At 69.0% G+C, this 18,400-nt stretch carries 19 protein-coding genes; 5 read left to right on the forward strand and 14 right to left on the reverse strand.

Going from position 1 to position 18,400, the window contains the following annotated elements; translation table 11 throughout:
* Positions 1 to 20 precede the first annotated feature (20 nt).
* The 3 genes from AB0M73_RS18605 to AB0M73_RS18615 all read right to left on the reverse strand — a co-directional run bounded on the left by AB0M73_RS18605 (position 21) and on the right by AB0M73_RS18615 (position 2,436).
* Positions 21 to 1,151 (reverse strand): cytochrome P450, encoded by a 1,131-nt coding sequence (locus AB0M73_RS18605; protein WP_363892093.1) that lies wholly within the window; start codon positions 1,149 to 1,151, stop codon positions 21 to 23.
* A gap of 72 nt (positions 1,152 to 1,223) precedes the next feature.
* Complete coding sequence (locus AB0M73_RS18610) at positions 1,224 to 1,694, reverse strand: Lrp/AsnC family transcriptional regulator (protein WP_363891843.1); 471 nt, start codon at positions 1,692 to 1,694, stop codon at positions 1,224 to 1,226.
* Between the two features lie 37 nt (positions 1,695 to 1,731).
* The gene (locus AB0M73_RS18615) at positions 1,732 to 2,436 is read right to left on the reverse strand and encodes a MerR family DNA-binding transcriptional regulator (RefSeq protein ID WP_363891844.1); all 705 of its coding nucleotides are present in this window, start codon (positions 2,434 to 2,436) and stop codon (positions 1,732 to 1,734) included.
* A gap of 60 nt (positions 2,437 to 2,496) precedes the next feature.
* Between AB0M73_RS18615 and AB0M73_RS18620 the strand changes: the two genes are divergently transcribed.
* Together AB0M73_RS18620 and AB0M73_RS18625 are read left to right on the forward strand one after the other, a co-directional pair.
* Entirely contained in the window at positions 2,497 to 4,749 is a 2,253-nt protein-coding gene (locus AB0M73_RS18620; protein WP_363891845.1) for an excinuclease ABC subunit UvrA, read from the forward strand.
* A 267-nt stretch (positions 4,750 to 5,016) separates the two neighbouring features.
* Positions 5,017 to 5,331 (forward strand): hypothetical protein, encoded by a 315-nt coding sequence (locus AB0M73_RS18625; RefSeq protein ID WP_363891846.1) that lies wholly within the window; start codon positions 5,017 to 5,019, stop codon positions 5,329 to 5,331.
* Here the strand turns inward: AB0M73_RS18625 and AB0M73_RS18630 are convergent.
* Positions 5,328 to 6,473: a DUF222 domain-containing protein gene (locus AB0M73_RS18630; protein ID WP_363891847.1), complete on the reverse strand. Its 1,146-nt coding sequence runs from the start codon at positions 6,471 to 6,473 to the stop codon at positions 5,328 to 5,330. The two genes, AB0M73_RS18625 and AB0M73_RS18630, sit on opposite strands and share 4 nt — an antisense overlap.
* Positions 6,474 to 6,494: 21 nt before the next feature.
* On the opposite strand from AB0M73_RS18630, the gene AB0M73_RS18635 reads away from it, so the two are divergent.
* The gene (locus AB0M73_RS18635) at positions 6,495 to 6,797 is read left to right on the forward strand and encodes a hypothetical protein (RefSeq protein WP_363891848.1); all 303 of its coding nucleotides are present in this window, start codon (positions 6,495 to 6,497) and stop codon (positions 6,795 to 6,797) included.
* A 9-nt stretch (positions 6,798 to 6,806) separates the two neighbouring features.
* Here AB0M73_RS18635 and AB0M73_RS18640 read toward each other — a convergent pair whose 3' ends face one another.
* Positions 6,807 to 7,562: a GntR family transcriptional regulator gene (locus AB0M73_RS18640; RefSeq protein ID WP_363891849.1), complete on the reverse strand. Its 756-nt coding sequence runs from the start codon at positions 7,560 to 7,562 to the stop codon at positions 6,807 to 6,809.
* A gap of 72 nt (positions 7,563 to 7,634) precedes the next feature.
* Between AB0M73_RS18640 and AB0M73_RS18645 the strand changes: the two genes are divergently transcribed.
* Complete coding sequence (locus AB0M73_RS18645) at positions 7,635 to 8,651, forward strand: putative sulfate exporter family transporter (protein WP_363891850.1); 1,017 nt, start codon at positions 7,635 to 7,637, stop codon at positions 8,649 to 8,651.
* On the opposite strand, the gene AB0M73_RS18650 is transcribed toward AB0M73_RS18645, so the two are convergent.
* The 4 genes from AB0M73_RS18650 to AB0M73_RS18665 form a co-directional block, all read right to left on the reverse strand.
* Entirely contained in the window at positions 8,638 to 9,051 is a 414-nt protein-coding gene (locus tag AB0M73_RS18650; protein ID WP_363891851.1) for a RidA family protein, read from the reverse strand. The genes AB0M73_RS18645 and AB0M73_RS18650 overlap by 14 nt on opposite strands.
* A 9-nt stretch (positions 9,052 to 9,060) precedes the next feature.
* Positions 9,061 to 10,269 (reverse strand): threonine--tRNA ligase, encoded by a 1,209-nt coding sequence (thrS, locus tag AB0M73_RS18655; RefSeq protein ID WP_363891852.1) that lies wholly within the window; start codon positions 10,267 to 10,269, stop codon positions 9,061 to 9,063.
* Positions 10,270 to 10,410: 141 nt separating this feature from the next.
* Complete coding sequence (gene ggt, locus AB0M73_RS18660; RefSeq protein ID WP_363891853.1) at positions 10,411 to 12,255, reverse strand: gamma-glutamyltransferase; 1,845 nt, start codon at positions 12,253 to 12,255, stop codon at positions 10,411 to 10,413.
* A gap of 123 nt (positions 12,256 to 12,378) precedes the next feature.
* On the reverse strand, positions 12,379 to 13,164 hold the full coding sequence (locus AB0M73_RS18665; RefSeq protein WP_363891854.1) for an alpha/beta hydrolase: 786 nt from the start codon (positions 13,162 to 13,164) through the stop codon (positions 12,379 to 12,381).
* A gap of 137 nt (positions 13,165 to 13,301) precedes the next feature.
* Between AB0M73_RS18665 and AB0M73_RS18670 the strand changes: the two genes are divergently transcribed.
* The gene (locus AB0M73_RS18670) at positions 13,302 to 13,685 is read left to right on the forward strand and encodes a hypothetical protein (protein WP_363891855.1); all 384 of its coding nucleotides are present in this window, start codon (positions 13,302 to 13,304) and stop codon (positions 13,683 to 13,685) included.
* Here AB0M73_RS18670 and AB0M73_RS18675 read toward each other — a convergent pair.
* The 5 genes from AB0M73_RS18675 to AB0M73_RS18695 all read right to left on the reverse strand — a co-directional run bounded on the left by AB0M73_RS18675 (position 13,662) and on the right by AB0M73_RS18695 (position 18,395).
* A complete protein-coding gene (locus tag AB0M73_RS18675; RefSeq protein ID WP_363891856.1) occupies positions 13,662 to 14,012 on the reverse strand; it encodes a ClpX C4-type zinc finger protein in 351 nt (116 codons plus the stop codon). The two genes, AB0M73_RS18670 and AB0M73_RS18675, sit on opposite strands and share 24 nt — an antisense overlap.
* A 79-nt stretch (positions 14,013 to 14,091) precedes the next feature.
* Positions 14,092 to 15,924: an FUSC family protein gene (locus AB0M73_RS18680; RefSeq protein ID WP_363891858.1), complete on the reverse strand. Its 1,833-nt coding sequence runs from the start codon at positions 15,922 to 15,924 to the stop codon at positions 14,092 to 14,094.
* Between the two features lie 151 nt (positions 15,925 to 16,075).
* Positions 16,076 to 16,810 carry a G1 family glutamic endopeptidase gene (locus AB0M73_RS18685; protein ID WP_363891860.1) on the reverse strand — a complete coding sequence of 245 codons (735 nt, stop codon included), beginning with the start codon at positions 16,808 to 16,810 and terminating at the stop codon, positions 16,076 to 16,078.
* A 133-nt stretch (positions 16,811 to 16,943) separates the two neighbouring features.
* The gene (locus AB0M73_RS18690; RefSeq protein WP_363891863.1) at positions 16,944 to 17,861 is read right to left on the reverse strand and encodes a hypothetical protein; all 918 of its coding nucleotides are present in this window, start codon (positions 17,859 to 17,861) and stop codon (positions 16,944 to 16,946) included.
* 51 nt (positions 17,862 to 17,912) lie between these two features.
* Positions 17,913 to 18,395, reverse strand: coding sequence for a hypothetical protein (locus tag AB0M73_RS18695; protein ID WP_363891865.1), 483 nt, complete (start codon positions 18,393 to 18,395; stop codon positions 17,913 to 17,915).
* Positions 18,396 to 18,400 lie beyond the last annotated feature (5 nt).

Below are 18,400 nucleotides of genomic sequence, written 5' to 3' on the forward strand. Positions count from 1 at the left end.
AACGACTCGGTGTGTCTCCATCACACCGCACGTGTCGAGGCAATTACCGGCAGCACGCGCAGCCCGTGCACCAGGGTGCTGCTCCTCCACCGCAGCTCGGCCGGGTCGACCGCCAGCCGCAGCGACGGGAACCGGTCCAGCAGCCGGCCGAGGGCGATCTCGCCCTCCAACCGGGCCAGCGGCGCGCCGAGGCAGTAGTGGATGCCGTGCCCGAACGCCAAATGCCCGCCCGCCGGCCGCGTGACGTCCAGGTCGCGCGGGTCGTCGAAACGGGCGGCGTCGGCGTTCGCGGCCAGCAGCGAGATCATCACGAACTCGTCGGCCGGGATCTCGACGTCGTCCACCAGCACCGGTTCCGTGGTGAAACGCAGCGTGGCGATGTGGATCGGGCTGGCGATGCGCAAAACCTCCTCCACCGCCCCGGGCAGCAGGGAATGGTCGGCGCGCAGCAGCTCCTGCTGCGTGGGGTTGGTCAGCAGCTGGTGGACGGCGTTGCCCAGCAGGTGCACCGTCGTCTCGTGGCCGGCGAACAGCAGCAGGAAGGCCATCGACACCAGCTCGTCCTCCGACAGCTGGTCGCCCTCGTCGGAGACGTGCACAAGATCGCTGAGCAGGTCCTCGGCCGGCGCCGCCCGCTTGACCCGGATCAGGTCCCGCAGCAGCTGCTCCTGGTCGCGGGCGGCGGCGGCCAGCGGCTCACCCGTGACGCCCGAGACGAAGACCTTGCTCCAGGCCCTGATCCGCGAGCGGTCCTCGTGCGGCACGCCGAGCAGCTCGCTGATCACCGCGATGGGCAGCGGGAACGCGAACGACTCGATCAGCTCGGTCTCGCCGTCGATGCCGTCCAGCAGCTCGTCCACGATGCGTTCGATCTGCGGCCGCAGCCGGCTCACCGCCCGGCTGGTGAACGCCTTCGTCACCAGCCTGCGCAGGCGGGTGTGATTGGGCGGGTCGTCGTTGAGCATGTGCTCGGACAGCTTCGTGCCGTAGCCGGCGGCCGCGTCCCGCGGGAACAGCGGCCGGGCGATCCGGACGTCCTTGCTCAGCCTGCGGTCGTCGAGCAGGGTCCGCGCCTGGGCGTGGTCGGTCACCAGCCAGCCGGGCACCCCGTCGGGCATGGTGACGCGGCGCAGCGGTCCCTCGCGGCGCATCTCGTCGTACAGCGGCCACGGGTCCTGGATCCACGCCTTGTCGAGCTTCACCCCGCCGATGATGCCAGCGGGTCAGGGCGCTTTGGCCGTTTCCACCGGCAATCCTGCATCCTCTTTCACCTGCTTCATGGTCAGGTGCGAAGTCAGCCGGGCCACGCCCGGCAGCAGCGACAGCGCCTCGGTGTGGAAACGCTCGTAGGCGGCGATGTCGGCCACCGCGATCCGCAGCAGGTAATCGGGGTCGCCGAACAGCCGCAACGCCTCCACCACTTCGGGCAGCTCGGCGATCCGGCGCTCGAACTCCGCCACCGTCGGCCGGTCCTCCTGCGCCATGACCACGCTGACGTAAGCCTGGAAACCGCGGCCGACCGCGGTCGGATCCAGTAGCGCACGGTAGCCGCGGATCACACCGTCCTGCTCGAGTCGGTTCACCCGGCGCAGGCACGGCGACGGGGTGAGGCCCACTCGCTCGGCCAGCTCGGCGTTGCTGAGCCTGCCGTCGCGTTGCAGCTCCCGAAGGATCTGCCGGTCGATTCGATCCACCGCGCCATTCAAACATCCGGCTTCGCGACCTCGGCGGCTATCCGGGGTTCCCCGCCGCGAGATAGGCGTGCAGCAGGGCGGCGGATGCCAGCATGGCCTCGGCCCGTCGGCCCAGCTCCCCGTGCCGCTCGGCGATCGCCGCCCGCAGCGCGTCGCGGCTGCCGCTGCGGCGCAGGTCGTCGAGGATCGGCCGGATCTGTGGCAGGCCGTGCATGCCCTGGCGCAGCATCAGGATGATCCGGGCGTCCCTGGCCTCCCGCGGCCCGTACGTGCGGTAGCCGGTGGCCGGATTCCGCTGCGGCGTAAGGAGTTCGGCCTCCTCCCAGACGCGCAGCGTCGACGTCCGCACGCCGAGGTGGTCGGCCAGCTCGCCGATCTGCATCGCTGCCCGGGCCGGCGGCTCGGTGTCCACCACCGTTTCCAGCGCGTCGGCGGTGAGCCGGAGGGCCTCCCGCTGCCGGTGCAGGTCGGCGTGACCGGCGTCGATCATCGCCAGCGCCTGCTGCGTGTCGCCGGCGTGAATGGCGCGCATGATGTCCCCGGCCGGGTTCCAACCGTGGCCGACGGCCAGCGCCCGGTAGGCCAGCAGTGCCCTGCGGTGCCGGTCGTCGAGCTGGCGGTAGCCGGTGTCGGACCGGGTCGCCGGCGGCAGCACGCCCGCGTCCAGGTAGTTGCGGATCTGCTGCGGCGAGATGCCGGCGAGTCGGGCCAGGTCAACGGGCCTGTTGAGGGTTTTTCCCACGTTTCCCCCGGTCGTAGTGGAAAAGTCTGCAATGGGCGGTTCAACGATACGCTTGAAGCCATGGAATTCGTTCGGGTGGTGGGCGCCCGCGAGCACAACCTGGCCGGCGTGGACGTGGACATCCCCAAGCGGGTCGTCACCGTCGTCACGGGCGTGTCCGGCTCCGGCAAGTCGTCGCTCGTGTTCGACACGATCGCGGCGGAGGCCCAGCGGCAGCTGCACGAGACTTTGCCGGCCTTCGTACGCAGTTTTCTGCCCCATCGGTCGCGCCCGGACGTCGACCTCGTCGAGCACCTGCCTGCCGTGGTGCTCGTCGACCAGCGGCGCCTCGGCGGTGGGTCGCGGTCCACCGTCGGCACCATCACCGACATCGCGCCCCTGCTGCGGCTGATGTTCTCCCGCGCCGGCGAGCCATACGTCGGGCCGGCCGACTCGTTCTCGTTCAACATGCCATCCGGCATGTGCCCCACGTGCGAGGGGCTCGGCGTCGTCACCGACGTCGACCTGGCCGCTTTCCTCGATCCCGCGCTGTCGTTGGCCGAGGGGGCATTGTCGGCCCCGTCGTTCAAGGTCGGCACCTGGCACTGGCAGATCTTCGCCAACCGCTTCGACGTCTCCCGGCCGGTGGGCTCGTTCTCCGCCGCCGAGCTGGAGGACCTGTTGTACGGCGAGGGCGGGACCGTCTCCGTCGAGAATCTCGGTCAGAAGATCAACGCCACCTACGAGGGGGCCGTGGTCAAGTTCCGGCGTCTGTACGTCCGTAAGGACAGTGCGGAGACCTCGGCCCGGACCAAGCAGATGGTCTCGCAGTTCACCACCTCCGCCGTGTGTCCAGACTGCTCCGGTTCTCGGCTTTCCTTGGCGGCATTGGAGTCCCGGGTCGGCGGTCACAACATCGCCGAACTGTCCTCTTTGGAGGCTTCCGCCCTGCTTTCCGTCCTGGAGGGCTTCGATCTTCCGGTCGTCGCCCCGGTGCTGGACGGTTTGCGCCGTCGGGTCGGGCATCTCGTGGAGATCGGTCTCGGCTACCTGTCGTTGGACCGGGCCACCGACACCTTGTCCGGCGGGGAATCCCAGCGAATCAAGATCGTTCGCCAGTTGGCCAGCACCTTGTCGGACCTGTTGTACGTGTTCGACGAGCCCAGCATCGGCTTGCACGCCCGGGACGTCGGTCGGCTCACTCGTCTGCTCGCCACCTTGCGTGACAACGGGAATTCGGTTCTTGTCGTCGAGCACGACCGGGATGTCATCACCTTCGCCGACCATGTGATCGACGTCGGCCCCGGTGCCGGCGGCGCCGGCGGTCAGGTCGTTTTCGCCGGAACCGTTGCCGGGCTTGCCGATTCCGGCACCATCACCGGCCGTTGTGTGAAGGAACGCCCTTCATTGCGGTCTTCGTTCCGCCCGCCGACCGGCTGGTTGCCACTTTCCGGCGTGACCCTGCACAACCTTCGTGACGTCAGCGTCGACATCCCCACCGGTGTGCTCACCGCCGTGACCGGTGTCGCCGGCTCCGGCAAGTCTTCCTTGATGTTCGGGGCCTTCTGCTCTCGTTACCCCGATGCCGTTGTCGTCGACCAGTCCGCCCCGACCACCAACCGTCGTTCCAGCGTTGTCACCTACACCGGCGCCATGGATCACATCCGTAAGGCCTTCGCTCGGGCTAGTGGCGTCAGTCCAGGCTTGTTCAGCGCCAATTCCGCCGGCGCTTGCCCTTCGTGCGAGGGGGCCGGGGTCATCGTCACCGATCTCGGCTTCTTGGAGGGCATCACCTCCGTCTGCGGTGAGTGCGAGGGCCGCCGTTACTCCGCCGAGGTTCTCGGTTACCTGGTCGATGGTCGCTCCATCAGCGACGTCTTGGACATGACCGTCGCTGAGGCTTTGCCCTTCTTCGCCGCCAGCAAACCCGTCGCCGCCGTCCTTCGCTCCCTCATCGACGTCGGTTTGGAGTACTTGCGCCTCGGTCAGCCCTTACCCAGCCTTTCCGGCGGCGAGTGCCAGCGCATCAAGCTCGCCTCCCACCTCCACCGCTCCGGTGCCGTGTATGTCTTGGACGAGCCCACCACCGGCCTCCACATGTCCGATGTGGACCGTCTGGTGGCCGTCCTGGACCGCCTCGTGTCCGATCGTGGCGCCAGCGTCATCGTCATAGAGCACAACCTGGAGGTCATCGCCCGCGCCGACTGGGTCATCGACCTCGGCCCCGACGGCGGCAGTTCAGGCGGTCGGCTGCTCTTCTCCGGCACCCCCGCCGACTTGTTGACCGCCTCTGATTCCCACACGGCCGCCGCCCTGCGATCGGCCCTCCAGTGATTGCCGGGTCTGCTGGCTGGTTGTCTTTTCTGGTGTGTCTTTCGGTCTGTTGTCTGTTGCTCGTGCACGCCGTCGGTGCCATACGGTCGGCTGTCCGGTGATTGTCGGGTCTGTTGGCTGGGTTGTCTTTTCTGGTGCCCCTTCCGGTCTGTTGTCTGTTGCTCGTTTACGCTGTCGGTGCTTTGGGGTCGGTCGTCCGGCGATCGTCGAGTCTGGTGGCCGGCCCCTCTTTTCCGGCACGGCCGCCGCTCTGCGATCGGCTGTCCGGTGATCGCCGAGTCCGCCGGCCGCGTCGCCGCCTTGCTGGACGCCCATCCCGTTCTGGGGAGCGGGTCCTATCCCATTGGCGCGGTCGTCCGGTCCTTGTCGGCCGAGCTCTCCGTCATGCGCCAGGCCGTCGAGGACACCCCCGGCCCGCTTGGCCCCGACGCCTCTCAGATCGCCCTTCTGATGATGTGCCTGCAGCACGTCGCCGTGCTCTTCCACGGCTTCGAGGAGCTCCCCGACTCCATGCGCGTCCAGGCCCGCCGCGAACTCGCCACCGCCCACCAGACCGCCCGTAAGCTGCGCGGCCGGGTTTAGTGCCGGGTGGGCTGAGTGCTGTACTGCCGGCCGCTGGGCGTGGTCCAGTGCGTCGTGCCGTCCGTATCCCGGGTAACGCGGTAGTTGTCGTGCTTCACGTGATGGTGCCGGCTGCAGAGCCCTTGGAGATTGGCCGGCGTGGTGTTCCCCTGCGGCCAAGGCCTGATGTGGTCGTGTTCCTGGATGGGCCGGTTGCAGCCCGGCACCGTACACATGCCGCCCGACTGGGCGCGGGTGAATTCCTTCATCAACGCGGTGGGGCGGTAGGTGTCGGTGCTGATGGCGGTGGCGTGGCGGTATTCGTCCAGCAGGATGCCGCGCCACGGCCCGTGCATGGCGAGTTCGCGGGCGGTGTCGGCGGAGATCGGCCCATACCCGGCGAGCTGACCCGGGTCGTTAGTCAAGCCCAACAGAGTCTCCAGGGACACCGTCACATACGTCCTGACGGTGAAGTCCCGATTCTTCCCCAGTACCCGATCCATCAGCACATCGGACCGCTTCTGGTCCGTGGTCCGGTCGCCTTTCGGCAAGCCCTTGGCATCTACGCAAATCTGCTGAAACAGCCGATGGGCGTCGGTCGCGGGCAGAATCCAGCTCAACTTCGCCATGCCGTCCGGCAACGGGCTGAACTCGACCCGCCGCTCCTTCGCCGCCTTCTGGCACCGCGTCTCGTACCCCTCAGGGTCCGCTTTCGCGACCAGCCCCGTTGTTCTGCGGCACAGCTGCGTCCGGTTCAGCCCGGCCGCCACTCCCACCAACGCGTCTTCGACCTCGGCGACCTGCTCCGGCCGGTCCAGGTGCCGAACCCGCTCCCTGACCGCGTTGAACCGGCCGAAGTCCAGCTCTCCACGCCGCAGCTGCTCGGCCAACCGAGGCAGCACATCCAACCCCTCGCTGGCCTCTTTCCTGCGCGCCACGCTCTGCTCAGGTTCTCTGATCGCCATCGCGAGTTCGGTGGTGTCGTCGACACGTTTCAGTATGGCCAGCTCCGCCCATTCACAGGCCGATCTTATCTTCCGGGCGAGGATGGCGAGAGTGACTAACTGGTCAGTGCAGAGACCGTCGAGATCCACCGTAGCGAGGAGGTCGAACATGGCCCCGTCCGGCTCCATGTTCTCCATTTCTCGGGTGATTTCCCTCATGTCTCCAGGATACTCGCACACGTGATCGAACTCGAATCACTAATGGGTGATGTTCTCATGCATAATCGCGTCGACCACGACGGCCGCGCCAACAACGGCCGCATCAACAACGGTCGCGCCAGCTATGCGTGGCGGCATCGAGAAGCCTTTCAACCTCGCTTCCTCCTCCTCTATCCAGAGAAGCGTGGATTTTGCGTGGAGGGGATCGATGTCGTACAATCGACCAAGCGAAGGGCAGGCTTGCCTGCCCGGTATTTGCCCTTCGCGACATCGATCAGAGGCTCCGCGCCAAATCCACGCGACCCGGCAAAGCTGGCGGTATAACCAACCAGCTCACTTCTGCATGAACCGATACCCGATCTGCGCATTGAACTCCGCCGTCAGCGCGAACCGGTCCCCCCGAACCCGGGTCTGCCGCCACTCCACCGCCCGCCCCTGTGACGACCCGAGCCGGTTGATGGCGAACAACGCGGTCCCCGCGGGACACCGAAGCTGCTTCACCTCCGCGGCGCTCGGCACCACGGCATGCACGTCCTCCTGCCCGGCATCCAGCCGAACACCCGTCCGCGCGGCCAGCTCCCCATACAGACTCGTGTGTCGAAAATCCGCCGACAGCAACGGCGACGCCACCGAAGCCGGCAGCCACACCCGGTCAATCGCCAACGGTTCCCCACCCGCCAACCGCAACCGCTCCAGATAGACCAACGGCGTCGACCCCTCCAGCCCCAGCCGTTCCGCCACCAGCGCATCGGCCCGAACGTCCAGCACCCGAACCACAGAATCCTGGGACAGCCCAGCGGCCTCCACCGAAGCGAACAGGCTGTACAGAGCCCCGAGAGGCTGGTGGATCTCCGGCACCTCCGCCACCCGGGGCTGCCGCCCGCGCTCGGCGACGATGACGCCGTCGGTGCGGAGCTGGCGTAGGGCCTGCCGAACGGTGGAGCGGCTGACGTCGTACTCCTCGACCAGGGCCAGCTCGCCGGGGAAGTGCTCCACGAACTCGCCCCCGGCCAACCGGGCCAGCAGAGCCTCCTGGAGCTGCCGCCACAGCGGTGTCGACCCGGACCGGTCCAATGTGCGCCCCACCACGAGGGCAACGCTACCGGTTGCCTAATGTCCGGACATCTCGTAGCTTAAATGTACGGACATTAGGAGGTGGTCATGGCCCGCACCGCCGTCGCGGCACCGCAGACGCAGATCGTGAACAGGCTGCCCGGCCTGGCCGTGACCCTCCTCGTCGCGGCCGTGGCCACGGGCCTGGGCCTGCTGGTTCCGGTGATCGGCGGACCGGTGTTCGCGATCATCCTGGGCGTCCTCGCGGCGACGATCGTGAAGCCGCTGCGCAGCACCCGGCTCGCCCCGGGGTACGCCATGGCGTCGAAGGGCGTGCTCCAGCTGTCGATCGTGGTCCTGGGCACGGGCCTGTCCCTGCAGCAGGTGGTGCACGTCGGGGTGTCCTCGCTGCCGGTCATGCTCGGCACGCTGGCGGTGGCCCTGGGCGGGGCCTGGCTGCTGGGCAAGTGGCTCAAGGTGGGCACGGACACGAAGACCCTGATCGGCGTGGGCACGGGCATCTGCGGCGCCTCGGCGATCGCGGCGACGACGGCGGTGATCAAGCCGAAGGACACGGCGGTCGCCTACGCCATCGGCACGATCTTCACGTTCAACATCGCGGCGGTGCTGCTGTTCCCGCCGCTGGGCCACCTGCTGGGCCTGAGCCCGCACGCCTTCGGCCTCTGGGCCGGCACGGCGGTCAACGACACCTCCTCGGTGGTCGCGGCGGCCTACGCCTACGGCGGCGACGCCGGCCCGTACGCGATCGTGGTGAAGCTGACCCGCAGCCTGATGATCATCCCGATCGTCATCACGCTGGCCTGGCTCAAGGCCCGCAAGGACGACGAGGTGCACCTGCCGTGGCACCGGATCGTGCCAGCGTTCCTGATCGGCTTCGTCCTCGCGGCGGCCGTCGACACCGCGGGCCTGATCCCCGACTCCTGGCACCCGGCGCTGTCCACGGTCGGCACCTTCCTGATCACGACGGCCCTGGCCGGCATCGGCCTGTCGCTGCGGTTCGCCGACATGCGCAAGGCCGGCGCCCGACCGCTGCTGCTGGGCGGCATCCTCTGGATCGCCGTCGCCGCCAGCAGCCTCGGTCTCCAAGCACTCACCGGCCTGTAGGAATCGCCGCCACAGCCTCGATTTCCACGGCGAACTGCGGCGCGGCCAGCTGTGTCACGACCATCAACGAGTGCGCCGGGAAGTCCCCGCCCGGGTACCACTGCGCGAAGATCTCCGACCGCGCCGCCCGGCTCCCGTCCAGGTGCTCGACGCCGGCGATCAGCGACAGGAACTTGACGACGTGCTCGGGCCCGCCGCCGGCCGCCGCGAGCAGCTCCCGGATGTTGGCAAGTGCCTGCCGCGTCTGGCTTTCCGCGTCCGGACCGGCCAGTGTGCCGTCGGGCGACAGGCCGAGCTGGCCGGACACGAACACCAGCTCGTGCCCGGCCGGCACGGCGGCCAAGTGGCTGTACTGCCCGGCAGGCGCGGCGACCGACGGCGGATTCCAACGACGGATCATGCCCGGAGCCTAATCCCACAGCTCCAACGACCGCGCCCCCACCAACGCCCCGATGCGCCCCAACGCCGATTCCACAGGCATCGGATCCAGTCGCCGGCCGTCCCGCAGCCGCAGCGCAATCTCCTCGTTGGCCACTTCCTTCGGACCGATCACCGCCTGGTACGGCGCCAGCCGCGACTCCCGGATCCGCGCACCCAGGGAACCCCGTTCCACGCCAACGACTTCGGCCCGCAACCCGAGATCCATGCACCGAGCGGCAACAACAGAAGCCGCCGCCCACTCCTCATCCGACACCGGCAACACAACAACCTGGACGGGCGCGAACCAAGCCGGGAATGCACCGCCATGCACCTCGATCAGGTGCGCCACAACACGTTCCATGCTGCCGATCAGACTTCGGTGCACCATCACGGGCCGGTGCCGAGCCGAATCGGCCCCGATGTAGCTGAGGTCGAACTGGGCGGGTTGATGGAAATCGACCTGGACGGTGGAGATGCTGGACTCCCGCTCGGCGCTGTCGGCGATCTGGATGTCGATCTTCGGCCCGTAGAAGGCGGCCTCGCCCGGGGCCTCCTCGTGCTCGATGCCGGACAGCACCTCCCGCAACAACGCCTCGGATCGTTGCCACATCGAGGGATTGTCGACGTACTTGCCGCCGTCGCCCCGCAGGGACAGCCGATACCGCACGGGCTTGATGCCGAGATCATGGTGCGCTCGCTGGATGAGCTCCAACGCCGCCCGCGCCTCGCCCAGAACCTGGTCGGGGGTACAGAAAACGTGGGCGTCGTTGAGCTGGATGGACCGCACCCGCGACAGGCCACCGAGCACGCCGGACAGTTCGGCCCGGTACATGCCGCCGATTTCGGCCATGCGCAAGGGAAGTTCGCGGTAGCTGTGGGCCCGCGAGCGATAGATCAGGGCGTGGTGCGGGCACAGGCTGGGGCGCAACAACATCTGCTCGCCGCCGACGTCCATCGGTGGGAACATGTCGTGGTTGTAGTGCGACCAGTGCCCGGACTGCTCGAACAACGCGCGTTTGCCCAACACCGGCGAGTAGACGTGCTGGTAGCCGGCCCGGCGTTCCAGGTCCCGCACGTACTCCTCCAGCACGTGGCGGATCGCCGCGCCGGCCGGCAGCCAGTACGGCAAACCGGCGCCCATCAACGGATCGGTGTCGAACAGGCCGAGCTCGCGGCCGAGCTTGCGGTGGTCATGCATGGCGGTCTCCTCGAAGAACGGGGGAGCAGGTGACCGCAAAGCAAAAGCCCCGGGGCACCGGCCCCGGGGCTTTCGCTGGAATACGTGGATCAGCGCGCCGGGACTGTGTCCGGCGTCGTCGTGACGTTGGCGCGCTGCATGTCAATCACAGTAGCACGTCGGAAGCACGACCGCGGCGGCACTTCCGCCCCGCCGCGAGGGCTCGCCGGCCGCGATGACCCGGCCGTTGGGCTTGAACTCGATGCCGGAGGCCACACCGATGGTCGGCGCGATCTTGATGGTCGGATCCAGCGGCGACGTGTCGCTGATCGCGAAGGTCTGACCCAGGGCCTGCAGTCCGGCCGTGGTCGGCAGGGCGATGAACGCCGGCTCGGCGGTGGAGGTCGCCGTGTTGCGCTGCGTGGCCCGCGGCGCGGCGATGGCGTCCTCCAGGTTCATGCCGAAGTCGATCCGGTTGAGCAGGATCTGCAGCACGGTGGTGATGATCGTGGAGCCGCCGGGCGAGCCGACCGCGAGAAACGGCTTGCCGTGCTGCAGCACGATCGTCGGCGACATGCTGGACCGCGGGCGCTTGCCGGCGGCCGGCAGGTTCGGGTCGGGCGCGGTGCCCTGCGTGGGCGTGAAGTTGAAGTCGGTCAGCTCGTTGTTGAGCAGGAAACCCCGGCCCGGCACGACGATGCCGCTGCCGCCGAGCTCCTCGATGGTGTTGGTGTAGGACACCACATTGCCGAAGGCATCGGAGACCACGAAGTGGTTGGTGTGGTTCTCCTGGTCGCTGGCCGAGGCCGCCGTGCCGGTGGCGCAGGGCGTGGGCGACGCGGGGTTGCCGGGCGCGACCGGGCTCTTGCCGGCCTTGGTCGGGTCGATCAGGCAGGCGCGGCTGGCGGCGAACTGCGGCGACAACAACTGTTGCTGCGGCACGTTCACATAGCGCGAGTCGCCGATGTAGCGGCCGCGGTCGGCGAAGGCCAGCCGCGTCGCCTCCAGGTAGTGGTGCAGGGCCTGGACCGGGTCCATGTGCTTGAGGTCGAAGTTCTGCAGGATGTTCAGCGACTCGCCGATGGTGATGCCGCCGCTGGAGGACGGGGCCATGCCGTACACGTCGTAGCCGCGGTAGTTCACGTGCGTCGGCGCGGTGTCCAGCGCCTTGTACGAGCTGAGGTCCGACAGCTGCATCGGCCCGGGGATGGGGTTGAGCGTGGATCCCGGCGCCAGCGGCAGGTGCTGCACGGAGTTGACGAGGTCACGCCCGATCGAGCCGCCGTACAGCGCCCCGATGCCCTTGCGCCCGATCTCCCGGTAGGTGTCGGCCAGGTCCTTGTTGCGCATGGTGGAGCCGACCACGGGCAGCTGCCCGCCCGGCAGGTACTGCGCCGCCGAGGACGAGAACTGGGCGAACCGGGAAGCGTTCTCCCTGGTCAGTTCGCGGAAGGTGTCGTCGACGACGAAGCCGCGGTCGGCGACCTCCTCGGCCGGCCTGAGGTTGTCGGCCAGGCTGAACCGGCCCCAGCGCTGCAGCGCCCGCTGCCAGGTGGCCAGGTTGCCCGGCACGCCGACGGACAGGCCGCTGGTGACGGCGGTGGGGAAGGCGTAGGGCTTGCCGGTGGCCGGATCGACGAACATGGTCTCGCCGTCGGCGGCCGGGGTGGTCTCGCGACCGTCTATTGTGGACACCTGATGGGTGCGGGCGTCGTAGTACACGAAGAATCCGCCGCCGCCGATGCCGGCCACGTACGGATCGGTGACGCCGAGGGTCGCGGCCACCGCGACCGCGGCGTCGGCGGCGGTGCCGCCCCGGCGCAGCACGTCGATGCCGGCCTGCGTCGACTCCGGCGTGTCCGAGACGACCGCGCCGAAGTAGCCCTGTGCGACCGGGTGTTTGGCGGGTGCGGGCCGTGCCGAGCCCGGCGTCGCGCCGGCCACGAGGGTGAGGCCGGCCATGAGCCCTACCGACAGTACCGAGCTGACGCTTCGGCGTAGTCGCATGGCGATCCCTTCCGCTCTACCAACAGATCTCCATGTTTCTACTCGCACACAGAGCGTGCTGGCCAGGCTTGCCCGCGGGTCACGCTGCGGCAAAGTGGTGAAGGGGGTGGTCAGGAGTCCACTTCAGACGGACCTGAACAGGATCTTGGCGAAGTGGTCGGGTCGTTCCAGGTTGACCACGTGCCCGGCGTCGGCCAGCTTGACGACCTCGACCTGACGGGCGTCAGCGGCGATGCGCTCGACCACGGCGACGATGTCGGTGGAGTCGAAATCGCCCAGCACCACGGTGATCGGCATGGCCAGCTCGCCGAGCCGGTCGATCGCGCCCACCTCGGCCGGCGGGAACCGCCACCCCAAGCCGTGCCGGGTGACGGTGTCGGTCTTGATCTGCCGGCAGAGCGCCCGCACGTCGGGGTCGACCTGCTCCGGCGTGCGCAGCGGGCCGTCGACCCACATCCGCAGCAGTGGGTCGACGATGCCCTCGGCGTCCGTCGCGGTCAGCATGCGGGCCTGCTGGTCGAGAATGAACGGGTCGTGGAACGCCATGCCGCTGACCCCGGGCGCGTTCAGCATGAGCCGCTCGACCCGATCGGGCCAGGTCAGCGCGAAGTCGACGGCCGTCCGTGCGCCCAACGACGTCCCGACCAGGCTGGCCCGCTCGATGCCGAGGCCGTCCAGCAGCAGTCGAAGGTCGTCCGGGTTGGAGTACGGCTCGGTAGCTGTGGAGGACAGGCCGTGGTTGCGCGCGTCGTAACGGATGGCGGTGTGCTCAACCGTTAGCAGCTCGAACTCGCGGTCCCAGACCCGCGAGCTGAGCCCGCCGCCGTGCAGCAGCACGACTGCGCGCCCGGCCCCCGCGACCTCGTAGTGGAGTTCCCCGCCGTCGACTGTGATCCGCCCCTGAGTCACCGGATCAGGGTAGCGGTGGAACCGGTTCCCGATCGGGCTGAACCTCTGCGTGTCCGGCCGCGTACCCACTGCTGAACCGCAACCGGAGAAGGGCGCAGAGAGTGGACCGGGCCGCGAGTACCTCGTTCGACCGCGTGATGAGCGCGAGCACCGCGCTCGTGGTGTCCGCGATCGCCGGCGTGGTGCTGGGCATGGCGTTCGTCAAGATGCCCCAGCCGATGACCGCGGACTTCCAGGGCCAGCAGGCTCCCGTGCAGACCACGACCACCACCTTCCCGGTGGCGCCGGCGCCGGTGACCAGCACCAGCACCAGCACCAGCCGGCCGCCGCGGCCGTCGTCGTCGTCGACCACGACGACAACCACCACCACCACGACCACCACCACGCCGTCGACGACCACGACGACGACCCGGCCGACGAAGACGTCCAAGCCGAAGCCCCCGAAGCCGACCACCACCGGGCCGTCCAGCACCACCACGACGACCGGCGACGGCGGCCTACTCGGCCCCATCCTCGGCTGAGGGCTTGAACCGCTCCCAGGCCGACTGCCTGGTCATGCTCAGCTTCTCGCCGATGCGCACCCAGGTCACGCCGCGTCGCCGCAGCTCGCCGACCCAGCCGTCCAGGCCGGCCTCGACCTGGGCCATGGTGCCGGCGATGCGGGGGAGCTTCTCCAGCATCTGCTCGTCGGTCATCTCGGCCCATTCCGGCACGCGGCCGTTCGACTTCTCCTCGGTGATGATCTTCACGCAGAGGTCGACGCAGCCGTCGCAGATGTAGACGCCGGGGCCGGCGACCAGCTTCTCGACGTGTTCCTCGTCCTTCGTGCAGAACGAACAGCTCAGCACGGTGTCCTCCCTTGTCAGGTTGTGCCTGACACGGTAGACCACCGTCGGGCGGTTTGTCAGGTGGGGCCTGACAGATTTCTCAGACGAGTTGAGGCCGCGCGTGCTGGACCCGGAGCAGGTCGGCCACGACCATGTCGGCGATCAGCTGCTGCTCGTCGTCCAGGCCGGCCGGCGGCTCCGGCGCCTCGCCCCCGTTGACCAGCACGCGAGCCGCGTCGGCGGTGAAATCGGCCAGTGCCGGCGCGGTGCTGCCGAGTCGGAACAGGGCCAGCGAGGACGCCGCCAGGCCCCGCAGGCCCTCGCCGGCCTCCTCCAGGGCCTCCTGCTGGTCGGCCGCCGGGGCCTTGCTGCCGGGCTCCGGCGCGACCAGGTTCTGGTGTGCCCGCGCGGCGTCACGGAAGCGGACGCCGATCGCGCGGCCGAGCACCTCGTCGCCACGCAGCAGGCCGGCGACCATGCGGAGCAGGCGCTGGAGCTCGGCGGTGGCGTCGGCGAACCGCGCGCTCAGCGGCGGGCGCGGCACGCCCGGCACCGCGAGGAAGCCGAAGAGCAGGCCGATCGCCACCGCCCCGGCCATCAGCAGCACGTACTCGATCAGCGTGGAGACGGGGTCGAGGTGGCGGCTGGAGGCGTTGAGGCCGACGCTGAGGAACACCATGCAGCCGTTGAACAGCATCGGCAGCGTCTGCATGAACGGGAAGCCGATCAGCAGCGCCACCAGGGCGATCGGCATCAGCGCCGACTGCGGCAGCAGCCACAGCACCAGCGCCAGCACCGCCGCGCCGGCCAGCGCGCCGCCGACCCGTTGCCACGCCTTGGCGAGCGTGTCACGCCACTCCGGCTGCATGATCGCGAACGTCGTCATCAGGAAGCTCACGGTCAGCGGGTCGCCCGGGCGGAACGCGGCGATCGTCAGGGCGATGGCCATGCCGATGGCGCACCGGATCGCATGCCGCAGCTGGGCACTTCGCCACGAGAACGTGCCCGCCACCTCGCGCCGCAGCGCCTGTTCGATGAAGTGCCGGGGAAAGTTCGACGTGGACCGGTCTCGGGTGGTGACAGCGTCGTGCACGGTGTCGAGCAGCCGCCACAGGTCGTCGAGGAGACGCTCGGTCGCACCGGGCAGGGTTACCTTGGGGGACTTGCGTTCCACCGGCGGCAGACCGTCCGGAGTGGACTTCGCCTTGACCGCCTCGGCCAGCGTCGCCATCTGGTCCTCGGCCGCCTGGATCACCTCGGCCAGCGCTTCGGCCTGCTCGGGCGGCAGCGCCTGCTGGCGTCCTTTGAGGACACCCATGGTCGCCCGGAACCGGGCCCCCGCGCCAAGAACGCGGGACTGCCACACCCTCGGACGGTCGGCCAGCCACACCCGAGCCGCCCGTTCCGCCGTGCCCGTGCCTCCGATCAGGGCGCCGGCCAGCGCCACCCGCGTCGGCTTGTCCGGGTCGCCGGCGCTCATGAGCGTGCGCAGGATGATCACCACGCCGACGGCGATGGCCGGTGCGGCCACGATCTGCCACAGGCTTTCGCTGCCGGTGAGCTGGTAGCCGTAACCGAAGACCGAGGCCATGCCCAGGCCGAGGCCGACCGTCACGAAGCGGGTGCCGAACACCGGCAGCAGGGACGCGATGAACACGATGACCACCAGCGCCGCGATGGCCGCGATGAGCGACACCTCGCCCAGCAGCCTCGGCAGCGCGCCGCCGATGATCACCGCCGGGGCGAACGCCGCCAGCAGCTTGAGGTCTGCTCGCAGCGGCCCGCCGTTGGCGGCGATGAAGCAGAACAGCGCCGTCAGTCCGGCCAGGATCGTCACGTTGCCCAGGCCGAGCGCGGCCCCGACGCCGGCCGCGCTGCCCACCACGATGACGATCACCACGAGCATGGTCGCGCCCTGTGCCAGTGCCTTCACGTGGGGAATCTAGCGGGGCCGGCGGGTGGCGCCGCACGTGAGTGGCTCATTTCGCGTTCACCGCCACCTGAGCCACTCACGTGCGGGGTGGGGCACGTGAGTGGCTCAGGTGTGCCCGGGGCGAAAGTGAGCCACTCACGTGCGTGGGGGATCAGTTGGTGGCGAGCCAGGTGTTGCTGAACTGGGTGCCGCCGCTGATGGCGGAGGTGGTGTCGATGTTGCGGCCGTGGCGGGCCATGGTGATCGCCTGCGGGCCGGCGTTGGACAGGGGGCGGCCGTTGATGCTGACGTTGGTGTAGGTGACCGTGCCGAAGTTGGCCAGCGGCGAGGGGCCGTTGGAGTAGATCGGGGTCTCGGTGATCACCTCGGCCGACACGTCGCCGGCGCCGGAGCAGGCGCGCTTGTTGGGCTGCTCGGTCCAGCCCTGGGTCGCGTCGCGCAGGTAGAGGCTATAGGTGCCGTTGCCGTTGTCCGTGACGGTGGAGCTGATCTTGTCGCCCGGCTGGACGGTGTGGCCGTAGTCGATGATGTTGTAGCAGGGGTAGGTCTCCCACCAGCCGGTGTGGATGGCTTTTCCGTTGCGGCACAACACGTGAGTGCCGGTCTGCTCGACATTGTCGTTGCCGTCGCCGTCGAGGCCGACCCAGAACACGACCTCGCCGCCGGTGCGGCAGTCGACGTTGGGTTCGGTCCAGCTGGCGGAGACGCTGCTGTAGTCGCCGGAGTGGGCCGAGTAGCCGCTCCAGTGGTCGTTGGTGCGGGTCGCCGCCCAAGAGCCGTCGACACTGCCGTCGATGTGGCCGGCCGGGGCGCCCATCGGGGCGGCGGCTTGCGTGGGGGCGAGCAGGGACGTGCCGAGTAGCAACGCGATCAGGGGTGCGCGCATGGCAGGGAACTCTCCGTCCGTGGAGAAATGCAGGGGTCTCGGACGGTAAAGCGGCGGATCGAATCAGGACAAGCGGGGCTCCCGCATTGCGAGAAACAGTGTTTCGGGTGCTCGCGAACTCTGTTTGAAACTGTTAGTCCCATTCCCAGCGCAGGCCGTGGATGCCCGCCTCGACGTCGAACAACGCCAGGTGGGCGTGGGGTGCGCCGCCGAGCATGAGCTCACGGACGTCGCGCCGGGCGTTCTCGATGGTGGGCCGCGTCGTGGCGTGACAACGCACGGGCATGGCCGTGGGGTGGAATTCAATCTCCAGCAGATAACTGCGCATCGAGTACGGCAGCCGCCGGTCGTAGTCGGTCATCGGCGCGGGTTCTCCGCTGTGGTGGAGCGCGCATTCGATGACGGCGGTGTCGCCGCGGTCGAGGATGCGGTCCAGCATGACCTCGGCGACGAGGAAGCCGGCGGCCTCGTCCGTGCGGACCCGTCCCGGCCAGCCGCCCCGGACCACGGTCAGCTTCGGCGTGCGGCCCAGCTCGCGGCCCTGGAAGATCACCAGCGCCCGGTCGACCCGATCCCGTTGCGCGCGAAGGACTTCGGTGATCGTCAGTCGGTTCGGGCGGCGGTGTTCGTCCAGTTGGAACCGGTCGTGCACCGACAGCAGACACAGCCGTTCCTCATCCAGCACGCCCAGTTGCGCCATCACACGGTCGAGCCGGTGCGCCTCGCTCCACAGCCGGCCGCGGTCGATGCTGACCGGCACGTGCGTTCGCCGCGGACCGCGCGGCCGTGGCGGGGCCAACAGCGCCGTCAGCGATCCCTGTGGTGTGTCGAGGATGTCCTCCAGCAGCTTCACGGCCTTGATCGACTCCGCCCGCTCGGGCTGGCTGCGGCCGCGGCTCCAGTACGACAGCGTCACCGAGCTGACCACCACGCCCCGGGCGGTCAGTTGCCGCTGGACCTGCTCCAAGGTCATGCCCCGCACCCGGATCGCCGTCCGCAGCCCGTGCGCGAACGATCCCGACTCCAGCGCGGCGGCCAGCTGGCGTTCCATCCGCCGAACGGTAGAGCCCCACAGCGGCCCCCGACCAGGGCTGGAAGTCGGTCAGAAGTGGATGGCGATGCCGAACGCCGCCCGCAGCCGGGCCATGTCGTGCCGGTCGCGGTCGGCCGGCTCGTAGCCCTGATGGAAGTACACCTGCTGCTCGGCCGACAGGCATGGCACCGTGACGCCGCCGATCGTGCCCGTGACGAAACACGAGGCCGGGTAGCGGAACGGCCGGCCGGGATCGAGCGACGCCTGCACCGCCGACCCGTCCGGCCCGAAGACCAGCGGGTGCAGGTCGATCTCCCGCTGCCGCGGGTCCGTGACGACGAACCGCACCGGCCGCCAGTCCAGGGTCTCGGTGAAATCGGCCAGGGCGGCGACGACCGCCGACTCCTGCTCCTCGCGGTGGAGCAGGTCGAGGTCGCGGTGTTCGCGCGTCTGCTCGCCGATGAGGGCGTCGATGCCCCAGCCGCCAGCGACCCAGACGTTGAACTCACGCAGCAGCCCCAGAATCTCCAGCACGTCCTCGGCTGTCAGCACGATTT

The organism is Kutzneria sp. NPDC051319 (assembly GCF_040682195.1).
Taxonomy (GTDB): Bacteria; Actinomycetota; Actinomycetes; order Mycobacteriales; family Pseudonocardiaceae; genus Kutzneria.

Excerpts from the sequence above, each read along its gene's own strand:
- AB0M73_RS18685 (WP_363891860.1), bottom strand. The coding sequence starts at position 16,810 with ATGCGCGCACCCCTGATCGCGTTGCTACTCGGCACGTCCCTGCTCGCC.
- AB0M73_RS18690 (WP_363891863.1), bottom strand. The coding sequence starts at position 17,861 with ATGGAACGCCAGCTGGCCGCCGCGCTGGAGTCGGGATCGTTCGCGCAC.
- AB0M73_RS18630 (WP_363891847.1), bottom strand. The coding sequence starts at position 6,473 with ATGAGGGAAATCACCCGAGAAATGGAGAACATGGAGCCGGACGGGGCC.
- AB0M73_RS18620 (WP_363891845.1), top strand. The coding sequence starts at position 2,497 with ATGGAATTCGTTCGGGTGGTGGGCGCCCGCGAGCACAACCTGGCCGGC.
- AB0M73_RS18650 (WP_363891851.1), bottom strand. The coding sequence starts at position 9,051 with ATGATCCGTCGTTGGAATCCGCCGTCGGTCGCCGCGCCTGCCGGGCAG.
- AB0M73_RS18605 (WP_363892093.1), bottom strand. The coding sequence starts at position 1,151 with ATGCGCCGCGAGGGACCGCTGCGCCGCGTCACCATGCCCGACGGGGTG.
- AB0M73_RS18670 (WP_363891855.1), top strand. The coding sequence starts at position 13,302 with ATGAGCGCGAGCACCGCGCTCGTGGTGTCCGCGATCGCCGGCGTGGTG.
- ggt (WP_363891853.1), bottom strand. The coding sequence starts at position 12,255 with ATGCGACTACGCCGAAGCGTCAGCTCGGTACTGTCGGTAGGGCTCATG.
- thrS (WP_363891852.1), bottom strand. The coding sequence starts at position 10,269 with ATGCATGACCACCGCAAGCTCGGCCGCGAGCTCGGCCTGTTCGACACC.
- AB0M73_RS18645 (WP_363891850.1), top strand. The coding sequence starts at position 7,635 with ATGGCCCGCACCGCCGTCGCGGCACCGCAGACGCAGATCGTGAACAGG.